Origin of the sequence: uncultured Turicibacter sp. (assembly GCF_938044715.1) — a bacterium.
GTDB classification, from domain to species: Bacteria; Bacillota_I; Bacilli_A; order MOL361; family Turicibacteraceae; genus Turicibacter; species Turicibacter sanguinis.
Window position 1 is genome coordinate 1 of sequence record NZ_CALIOS010000029.1, and the last position, 10006, is coordinate 10006.

The window sequence follows — 10006 nt, forward strand, 5'->3', positions numbered from 1 at the left end:
ATGAGGTGATTAGCAATCAGCATAAAAAGATGCATTTAGTTAGACAAAAAATTGGTATGGTTTTTCAAAGTTACGAGTTATTTCCACATTTGAATGTGTTGCAAAATATTACGTTAGGTCCTATTAAAGCACAAAATCGGGATAAGGTCGAGGTGGTGAAAGAAGCAGAGCAATTATTAGAACGGGTGGGGTTATTAGAAAAGAAAAATGCTTATCCACACCAACTATCAGGTGGTCAAAAACAGCGTGTTGCCATTGTTCGGGCACTTTGTATGAAACCAGAAATTTTATTATTTGATGAGGTGACGGCTGCGCTTGATCCAGAAATGGTACGAGAAGTATTAGATGTGATGCTTTCACTTGCTAAAGAGGGAAGTACGATGGTCATTGTAACTCACGAAATGCAGTTTGCTCGTGCGATTGCAGATCGAATTATTTTTTTAGATGAAGGACAGATTATTGAAGAAAGTGATCCAGAAACATTTTTTACGAATCCTAAAACGAATCGGGCTAAACAATTTTTAAATCTGTTCACGTTTGAATGAAAGGAGAATTTAGAATGAAAAAAGTTTTTTTATGTTTCATGAGTTTCTTATTAACGTTAGGAGTTTTAGGGGCATGCGGTGAATCAAATACTAGTCAATCAGAAGCGAGAAGTATTGAAGAGATTCAAGAGAGTGGAAAAATTATTATTGGTGTCTTTAGTGATAAAAAACCGTTTGGTTATGTTGATTCGAATGGGGATTATCAAGGTTATGATGTTTATTTTGGGAATCGAATTGCACAAGACCTTGGCGTAGAAGTTGAGTACGTACCCGTTGAAGCGGCAAGTCGTGTTGAATATTTAGTGTCTAATAAAGTGGATATTATCTTGGCAAACTTTACAGTGACTGAGGAAAGAAAAGAAAAAGTAGATTTTACTTTACCTTATATGAAAGTGGCACTAGGAGTTGTTTCTCCAGATGATGCGTTAATTACAGATGTCGAACAATTAAATGGGAAAACGCTCATTGTTAGTAAAGGAACAACAGCAGAAACTTATTTTACTGAAAATTATCCAAATGTAAATTTATTAAAATTTGATCAATATAGTGAAGCCTATAATGCGCTACTCGATGGTCGTGGAGATGCTCTTTCGACTGATAATACAGAAGTATTAGCATGGGCACTTGAAAATGAAGGATTTAGTGTTGGAGTTGAATCATTAGGAAGTATTGATACGATTGCAGCAGCTGTCCAAAAAGGCAATGATGAGTTATTAGAGTGGTTAAATAATGAGATTGTAGAGCTTGGAAAAGAGGATTTCTTCCATGCCGATTATGAAGAAACATTAGCGCCAGTTTATGGTGATGCGGCAACGCCTGATAATATTGTGGTTGAAGGTGGCGTTATTGAATAATTTTGAATAAGGTATGTCTCATGAGAAAAATTTATCGATGAAGATTTGAGAGTCTTGAAATCTTTTAAACAAATAAAGAGCCTCTTAGGATTGTCTAAAGAGGCTCTTTTTGTATTAATTAAGATATTTGATGTCATTTATAGGATTTAATTCGAATTGAACAGCTTGTTTTTTCTCAATTAATGGGTTCATATCCACACATTGAATACGCATGTTTTGGTAGCTTACCCAGTAATAGCGAAGAGATTCAGAGCACATAACGGCAGTGTAAATCGTGTAATCAAATAAAACGACGCCACTATCATGCTCCGTAATGGTTTTATCTTCGCCAACTTCAACGATCCCCATTGGAAATTGAACGTTTTTAAATGTTTGGAACATATAGGTAACAGCTTCGGTTTCATTTTTTCCTTTGCAGGCGTAATTTTTGAGGAAGGCTAAACGTGTAAATCGAGATGGCGAGCTAAAATCTCCTGGCAGTCCAGCTGCTCCGCTCCCTGAGAAACAGGCTTCAATCGTATCGTCATTCAGTGTAACGCTTGAATAATCGAGACTTCGTATATTGCAGTAATTTAATAAATTGGTACGATGCCAATCGTAATTTGGACTATTTGTTAAGACGCCCATTGAATGTCGGTGAATCTTCAGTTTATCTACATCAGGTTCAATGATGATGGTTTCTCCTGTACGGTCACTAAACATCCAGTGAGTATTACGGATATCCCCGAAGACAGGCTTTGCGATAAGTGTAACATCATTTTCTAATTTTGAAATGACTTCTTCGACGGTAGCACACATACTTAAGAAGTAAGTAACGGCAAAGATAGGTTGTAAGGGGATGGTTCCTTCCTTCACTTCATCAGCATATTTAGCAAACTCACGATAGTAGAGTTGCCCCCCCATTAATCCTTTCTCATTAATGCCTTCAAAAAAAGTTGGAGTTGTTTTTAAGATTAAGGATCCCATTCCTAACACACCATATGAAGAGGTTAACTTGGTTGATTCATCTAGATTTTTTTCAATAGCTGTTCCACAAGCGTAGAAAGTTGTGCCACTTGGAACAAAGGTTATTTTGCTATTTGATGCAATGCGATTGAAATCGAAGTTTCTCCCCCAAAAATGTTTTTGATCCTCACTAATCCAAGATAGCCCGCTACATCCTGCACTCAGAGTTTCTATCGATTACTTTATCTTATTATCGTTCATGATAATCCTCCTATCTTTAGTATATTTAGATACCATTTAGTTTACGCATAACTTGTTTTTTTATCGTTATTGAAATATTTTTATTACTAATTAATACGTAGAAAGCATGAAAGTAGAGAAGTGAAGAAAATGTGATTATATATAGTTAAAAAGTTCAAGATGCGTTAAGCGTCTTGAACTTTTTTGGATTATTCTTGATTTGTTTTAAAGCTTGCTGCAAATTCATGTAAGACATTGTGGACTTCATCTACATGGTTTGGTTTTATTAAGACTGTAATTTGAGGAATAAAGGCACCAATATCGGCACGTGTAAATGTTCCTGCTTCTTGTTTTTTAAAACATTCATTGACTAATTTTTGAGCTTCATCGACTTTTCCATCTTGAACGCGTTTTAAAATATAGTCTAAAAATTGAGCTTGTTTATTATTCATCATGAAACCTCCTGATATAATATCAACTTTATTATGTCCAAGTCTTTCATGAATATTGCTATTGTTGATCATTATTTTTTTGCATTGAAAAAGACGGTTGTTAAACCGTCTTTTGAGCTTTTTTCTCATTTTGTTTGGCAACAAAGCTTGTGAGCATTGGTGTTAAAAAGGCTGTAATGATGACTGAAGCAGCAACTTGAGCGGTAGCAACAGGAGCAATTAAGACATAAGTTGGATCAACCGCTGCTAAAGCGGCAGGATTAGCAACGCCACTGGCTGCAGTACTTGAAATTGAAGCTCCGGCAATTCCTGAACCACCTGTTAATCTATCAGCTCCAATTGTAATAGCCCCAACAATAAAGACCGTAATTAATCCAAGTAAAATTCCAGATAACCCACCTTGGAATAATTGCTGAATCGACATTCCACAACCAAGTGCAAATCCAACGACGATAATACTTGGAGTCACCCCAGCGCTTAGATTTTTCTTAAGCCATGGCGAGCAACTTCCTAGAATTAATCCAAGGATAAGCGGTAAAATCGATCCGATGATTGGCCAGATTGAAATACTTGCAAGGCCAGCAGAACTTAGAGCAATCATCGTAACAGTAGGTCCGACACTTAAAGATGTAATTCCTACAGCCCCTTTGTCAGAATCGTCACCGTACTGTGCTACAATCCCTGAATAAAGTGCGTTGTTTGCAACAGAGATGGCACTAATAATAGCTAAAGCTGACAATCCTAAGAAATTGTCATTGAATAGGAAGGCCACCCCAAGCCCTAACAAAACTGACATTAATACTTTAGTGACAATGACAACGGCCCCTTTTTTTATAGCGCGTGGTGTACTTTTAATATCAATACTGGCTCCTAAAAAGAATAGGAAGATTCCAACCAAAGCACCTGTTCCATGCACAGCATTTGTAAAGAATCCCCCAATTTCTAAAACTTGAGGAACGAATGAATTTAGTAAAACGCCAATTAGCATTGGGACAACAATCGTGTCTCCCGGAAATCGTTTGTATTTTAGTTTTGCCATTATGATCCCCTCCGATTAGTCTAATACAATACCACCATCACAGTCCCCAATCTCACCGTTAACGAAGCTTGCTGCATCAGAAGCAAAGAACAAAATCATTTGAGCAATCTCAACGGGTTCAGCAGCACGCCCAAGTGGAATCATACCAATAACTTTTGCATTTTTCTGTGCATCTTCAGATAAACTTTTTGTCATTGCCGTATGAGTAAATGATGGGCAAACAGCATTACAACTAATTCCGTATTTTCCACCTTCCTTAGCGATAGCCTTTGTTAGGCCATTAACCCCAGCTTTTGAAGAAGCATAGGCTGCTGTTCCAAGCAAGCCTCCTCCAATTTTTCCAGCTACAGATGAAACATTAACGATGCGTCCCCCTTTTTTCTCAATAAAATAAGGATAAATAGCTGAACAAGTGGTGAAAGTACCGGTCAAATTAATACGAATGGTTCTTTCCCATTCTGCATCACTAATTTCTTGAAATGGTAATTTTGAAATCACACCTCCGACGTTGATTAAACCGTGTACTCGATCAAAATCATTTAAGACAGTTGAAATAACTGAACGGATATTATCGCAGTCTCCAAGATCGATTTTATAAAAAGAAGCATTTCCAAGTTCCTCTGCCGTTGCTAATCCGACTGCCTCGTTAATATCTAAAATAACGGCATGTCCGCCACCTTCAACAATTCCTCTTGCAGTTTCTTTCCCAATTCCTTGAGCTCCACCCGTTACTAAGATTGTTTTACCTTTGAAATTAAACATTTTACAAGCCCCCCTCATTTTTGTGAAAAAAATCATTAATTAACTTACGCTAACATTATAGCACTGAAGGCATAAACGGAAAATGTGAGCATAGCCTAGAAAGTAGATGAGATATTAGGCTGCTAGCACAAAGGAGAGAGAATGTGAAAGAGGAATTAATACAATCCATTTTGCAAGGAGAATCGTTTGAACAAGTGGTCGATAAAGCTGCGAAGTATTTAAATAACCCACTGGTTATTATTAATAATTCTTACAATATTATTGCTCATTCTTCCTGTATTAAAATAGATGATTTGATTTGGAACAATGCAGTTAGTAGAGGTTATATTACCCTTGAATTTGCCACGACGTTAAATCATTGGCACACATTAAAAGATAAGAATCGAAAATATGAATGCATGACAGTTGATCAAATCAATGAACGAAGACGTCGTTTTTATAAACTTGAGATTAATCATCAATTACTAGGGTATCTTAATATTACGGAAGTAAAACATGATTTTGATGATTTAGATGAGGAATGTTACTACTTCGTTAGCCAAGTGTTAGCAAAGGAACTTCTAATCCAACAAAAATTAATGCCACCAAGTGATCGGCTTCAAAATGAAGATATTTTATTAGAATTACGACGTGACAACTATATTAATCGTATTCATCTTTATGAACGGGTTCAATTTAGTCATTTAAAAATGACGTCGACATATCGAGTATTATGCTCAGATTTAAACGATTTTTTATCCTATAATGCAGATGAAGATGATTTTAAGCATGAACTTTTATCCCATTTTCCGGGTTCAACCATTATTGTTGTGGATAAAATTTTGATTATTTTGGTGGAGGAGAGGGCGGGCTTATTTAATAAGGAGCTAAATGATTATTTAAAGTTTAAACAGTTGATTCTTGGCATTAGCGATGTTTTTTATGAGTTATTTGAGTTTAAACGGTATGAGAATCAGGCGATTAGTGCTTATGAGAATCGTAAGTATTTGTTAGATGATTTTGATAGATATGTGTTTTATGAACAGGTTAAAATTTATGATTTACTAAGGCAGATTCCAAGAGAAGAATTACTATATTTTTGTCATCGAACAGTTTTAAACATTTATGAATATGATAAAAAGTTTGAAACAGACTATTTAAATACACTAAATGTTTATTTAAGAATGAAACAAAGTATAAAAGCAACCTCAAATTATCTGTATCTGCATCGTAATACCATTAACTATCGGATATTAAAAATTAAAGAGCTCTTTCATTTAGATTTGGATGATTATGCGGTGGTCAATCAGTTACTATTTTCATGTCAAATCATACAGGTTTGGTGTAAGTAAAGAGGATCATCATAAATTTATTTTACTTATTACATCATTTGTGATATTTGTTAATTAATACTATTTATTATAGTCATTGAAATTATAGTTTATTAGGTAAAGAGGGATTGAAACAATGGGGCTAGAACTCAAGAATGCATTTGCTTTATTTAAGTATAATTTTAAAGGGATTCTCTTATTTGAACTGCTATTTAAGCTGATGTCATGGATGATTTATACACCGATTTTACTTCTTTTATTTAGGTTATCAGTTTATATGAGTGGTTATGGATTTATTACAGTTGAAAATTTTATGTCGTATTTATTACGACCATCTACTTTGATTATTATTTTTTTATTGCTTGGTTTTTTTACATTACTGTTGTTTTGTGAAATTAGTGGTTTAGTGTACGCTTTTCATGCATCGTATCACCGGGTAAAAATATCGTGGTTTGATCTATTTTATTTATCCTTGAAGTCACTTTTCAAGTTAATTAAAACAAATCTGGTGATAGCACTGATTGCAGTAATGGGAATTTTAATGTTTTATTTTAATATTCGAGGAAGCTATTTTCCAAAATTAACACTGACGGGTGTGGTAAATGACTATATTGTCTCGAATCGGTTATGGATGATTTTATTTTTGATTGTTGGGGTGTTGTTTTCAATCGGATGTGTAAGATGGATGTATTGTCCTCATTGGTACAATTTATCGGATTTAAGTTTAAGCTCATCTATTCAGGCGAGCGTTAAAATGACACATCATCGATTTTTAAATAGTGTAGTAAGGGTAATTTTATGGTATGCAACCGTCATTGTGTCCGTTTTATTACTTGAAACAGTTGGATTTGGTATGATGGCTTTGTTAACTGAAACTTTAAATCAGTTTTCTATTTGGATTTTTACAGTCAAGATTATTGTTTTTATGAGTTTAATTTTATTAATGACCATCTTTTTGATTCCAGCCCAGTATTGTCAAATAAGTGCCAGCTATTATCATTGGTTACATGAGAAAAGAATTGGCGTGCCAGGTTGGAGGAATATAAATTTAGATTCTTCCAAAAAAGTAATGAGTATCTTTATTCTATGTTGTTTTTGTTTCATTGGTGCTGGATTGATGATGGGGTCTAATATTTATAAAGATACGTTTGAGACATTATCCCTTATCAGACAGACTGAAATAACAGCTCATCGTGGTTATTCAGCAATGGCGCCTGAAAATACAATGCCCGCGATTGGGTTAGCAATTGAGCATGGGGCAGATTATATTGAAGTTGATGTTCAAAAAACGAAAGATGAGGTGTTAGTACTCTTTCACGACCGAACACTCAAAAGAATGGCAGGAATAAAGAAAAAAATAAGTGATTTAACATATGATGAGTTATCCACGATTGATCTTGGAGCATCATTTGATGATATTTTCGAGGGAACACATATCGCAACACTTGAAAAAGCTTTAGAGTTATGTGCAGGTCGTGCCAAACTAAATATTGAATTGAAATCGTCTGAGGAGGATTTAGGAAGACTGGTTGTCGATATGGTAGCAAGCCATGACATGCTTGAGGATATTGTGATTACAGCAGCCGACTATGAGGCAATAAAACGAGTTAAAGAATATAATAACGAAATTATGACAGGATATATTACATCAGCTCTTTACGGTGATGTGAGTGAGATGAAGTATGCAGATGTATTTAGTCTGCAATCAAGTTTTATTACAGCTGATTTAGTTGCAGATATTCACCGTCATGGAAAATTAGTTTTTGCTTGGACCGTTAATAATTTAAATGAAACGAAGCGTTTAATGGAATTAGGTGTAGATAATATTATTACAGATTATGTGGAGCATACACTTGAAGTTAAAGCTTCTTTAATAAAAGCAGAATAAAAATTTTAAAAGGTGACTTTTGTTATTTCGACAAGAGTCGTCTTTTTTTGTTTTTTGCGCTTAAATAAAGAATAGATTGGAAAAACTAATACAAAAGTTTAGTTCCTCACATCTTTTGCAACGTTCTTTATTAGGTTTAATCTACGTTTTTGCCTAATAGTTGAGGAGTGTTTTGTACGCAAAACGCTAGGAAATCTACATATCTAAGAACAGTTACAGTCCATCATATTTTTGGGAATGGGTCCCCTGCGCTACGGATGAGGTTGCGAATCGTAGCTTTCCTCCACCAGTAGGGAAAATAAAAGTTTTGAGGGTGTATAAAACTTATCTGGACTTACATATATCGTATCGATTGAAGGGAAGTGATAGTTTGAATATTCTAATCTTAACAGCCAAGTTTGGAATGGGACATGTCTCGGTGTCAGAAGCTATTCGAGAGGAAATTTTATTAACGTATCCTCATGCAACGATTCATGTCGTAGATGTTATTGCCTATTTATTCCCTCATCTCAATAAATGGATTTATGGTGGATTTAACTTTATGGTCACGAAATGTGCCTTCATCTATAATATGTTTAACAAAATAACAGCTAGATATAGTCATATGCCTTTTAAGACTATTATGACGCATAAGATTGAGCAGATGTTAAAGATGTACGAAGCTAATTTTATTATTACGACTTGCCCAGTATGTCCGCAATATATTTCAACATATAAAGAGATGAAGCAAGATGATATTCCACTCTATACGTATATAACAGATATCATGGTGCATGAAGAATGGATAGCCTCTCAAACAGATTTTTATTTTGTAGGAGCAGAAAAAACTAAATTAGATTTACTTCAAAAGGGTGTATCAGCTTCAAAAATTAAGGTTTGTGGCATTCCGGTTAAGCAATGCTTTAAAGGCCCTTCACAAGAGAAAAAAGACAAGAGGTTAGCAAAACGTGAAGTGTTAATTATGGGTGGGGGACTAGGATTGATTTCATCACCAGATCATTTTTTAAAACAGTTATCAAGGCGAGAAGATATTAAATTAACCATGATTACAGGGCATAATACAAAACTTTGTAGTAGAGTGAAAAAAAGTTTCCGAGTATTGAAGTTATTGGCTTTACCAATCATGTTGCAGATTATATGAAACGTGCTGATTTATTAGTGACGAAGTCAGGTGGGATTACGATGTTTGAAGCCATTCATACACAAACACCACTTTATATTATTAATCCTTTTTTAATACAGGAGATTGAAAATGCAAAATATATTGAAGAGGCCCGTATTGGAAGAGTTATATGGTCAAGTAAGAGACAAGAGGTTACTAGAGACATCTTAGAGTTACTCGAAAATAGGGAAGATCAACAAAGAATGAAAGATAATATGAAAAATATTAAAAACCATTTTATCAACTCTAGTCCCCTTTAATATATCCAAAATAGAGGTGAAGATGTTGAGAAAAAAAGTCATTTGGATAGGTTTATTAGGTATTTTGGGGTATGGTGTTATTCCATCTATTTGGGTTAGAATGAAAAGATTAATTTTTAAGAAAACAAATGGGCATACACTTTATTTAACGTTTGATGATGGACCAGATCATTTTTATACACCACAATTATTAGATCTATTAAAAAAGTATCAAGTAAAAGCTACTTTTTTTGTAGTAGGACGGTTTGCTTTAGAAAATCATGATCTAATTAAACGGATTCAACAAGAAGGACATTTAATTGGTTTTCATTCTTATGAACATAAAAATGCTTTATGGAAAGCACCATCTTATATGAAGAAAGATTTTGATAAAGGGATAGAAGTTATGAAAGATTTAGGTATTAATGTAAGGTATTATCGGCCACCATGGGGATTAATTAATTGGATGACGTTAGTGCAATTACATCGCTATAGATTACGACTAATCATCTGGCATGTGATGGCTGAGGATTGGCGAAAGAAAAATACAAGTCAAATGATTAAAGTTAA

At 34.5% G+C, this 10006-nt stretch carries 11 protein-coding genes; 7 read left to right on the plus strand and 4 right to left on the minus strand.

All coding sequences use genetic code 11. From position 1 onward, the window contains the following. Both QWC74_RS03195 and QWC74_RS03200 read left to right on the plus strand, forming a co-directional pair. Positions 1–545 (plus strand): amino acid ABC transporter ATP-binding protein (locus QWC74_RS03195; RefSeq protein ID WP_288993909.1); only part of this gene is annotated, 545 nt, incomplete at its 5' end. Between the two features lie 14 nt (positions 546–559). Further along, entirely contained in the window at positions 560–1399 is an 840-nt protein-coding gene (locus QWC74_RS03200) for a cysteine ABC transporter substrate-binding protein (protein ID WP_006784641.1), read from the plus strand. Positions 1400–1513: 114 nt separating this feature from the next. Here QWC74_RS03200 and QWC74_RS03205 read toward each other — a convergent pair whose 3' ends face one another. From QWC74_RS03205 to QWC74_RS03220, 4 genes are all read right to left on the minus strand, one after another. Beyond that, positions 1514–2578 carry a linear amide C-N hydrolase gene (locus QWC74_RS03205; RefSeq protein WP_202795346.1) on the minus strand — a complete coding sequence of 355 codons (1065 nt, stop codon included), beginning with the start codon at positions 2576–2578 and terminating at the stop codon, positions 1514–1516. A gap of 215 nt (positions 2579–2793) precedes the next feature. After that, positions 2794–3036, minus strand: a complete 243-nt coding sequence (locus tag QWC74_RS03210) for a hypothetical protein (RefSeq protein ID WP_229040062.1) — start codon at positions 3034–3036, stop codon at positions 2794–2796. 100 nt (positions 3037–3136) lie between these two features. Then, positions 3137–4075, minus strand: a complete 939-nt coding sequence (locus QWC74_RS03215; RefSeq protein ID WP_006784644.1) for a 2-keto-3-deoxygluconate permease — start codon at positions 4073–4075, stop codon at positions 3137–3139. A gap of 15 nt (positions 4076–4090) precedes the next feature. Further along, positions 4091–4837 (minus strand): SDR family NAD(P)-dependent oxidoreductase, encoded by a 747-nt coding sequence (locus tag QWC74_RS03220; RefSeq protein WP_006784645.1) that lies wholly within the window; start codon positions 4835–4837, stop codon positions 4091–4093. 143 nt (positions 4838–4980) lie between these two features. Here QWC74_RS03220 and QWC74_RS03225 point away from each other — a divergent pair, with 143 nt between their 5' ends. The 5 genes from QWC74_RS03225 to QWC74_RS03245 form a co-directional block, all read left to right on the plus strand. Beyond that, complete coding sequence (locus QWC74_RS03225; protein ID WP_006784646.1) at positions 4981–6168, plus strand: CdaR family transcriptional regulator; 1188 nt, start codon at positions 4981–4983, stop codon at positions 6166–6168. Positions 6169–6283: 115 nt separating this feature from the next. Further along, entirely contained in the window at positions 6284–8035 is a 1752-nt protein-coding gene (locus QWC74_RS03230; protein ID WP_006784647.1) for a glycerophosphodiester phosphodiesterase family protein, read from the plus strand. Between the two features lie 370 nt (positions 8036–8405). Continuing rightward, positions 8406–9176 (plus strand): galactosyldiacylglycerol synthase, encoded by a 771-nt coding sequence (locus tag QWC74_RS03235; RefSeq protein WP_006784648.1) that lies wholly within the window; start codon positions 8406–8408, stop codon positions 9174–9176. Then, positions 9173–9457 (plus strand): glycosyltransferase, encoded by a 285-nt coding sequence (locus tag QWC74_RS03240; RefSeq protein ID WP_006784649.1) that lies wholly within the window; start codon positions 9173–9175, stop codon positions 9455–9457. The genes QWC74_RS03235 and QWC74_RS03240 overlap by 4 nt, the downstream gene beginning before the upstream one ends. Positions 9458–9482: 25 nt before the next feature. Further along, positions 9483–10006 (plus strand): polysaccharide deacetylase family protein (locus tag QWC74_RS03245; protein ID WP_288993910.1); only part of this gene is annotated, 524 nt, incomplete at its 3' end.

What these genes read in the sequence shown, in the direction of transcription:
- QWC74_RS03200 (WP_006784641.1), top strand. Translation starts at nt 560, where the DNA reads ATGAAAAAAGTTTTTTTATGTTTCATGAGTTTCTTATTAACGTTAGGA.
- QWC74_RS03210 (WP_229040062.1), bottom strand. Translation starts at nt 3,036, where the DNA reads ATGAATAATAAACAAGCTCAATTTTTAGACTATATTTTAAAACGCGTT.
- QWC74_RS03215 (WP_006784644.1), bottom strand. Translation starts at nt 4,075, where the DNA reads ATGGCAAAACTAAAATACAAACGATTTCCGGGAGACACGATTGTTGTC.
- QWC74_RS03220 (WP_006784645.1), bottom strand. Translation starts at nt 4,837, where the DNA reads ATGTTTAATTTCAAAGGTAAAACAATCTTAGTAACGGGTGGAGCTCAA.
- QWC74_RS03230 (WP_006784647.1), top strand. Translation starts at nt 6,284, where the DNA reads ATGGGGCTAGAACTCAAGAATGCATTTGCTTTATTTAAGTATAATTTT.
- QWC74_RS03240 (WP_006784649.1), top strand. Translation starts at nt 9,173, where the DNA reads ATGAAACGTGCTGATTTATTAGTGACGAAGTCAGGTGGGATTACGATG.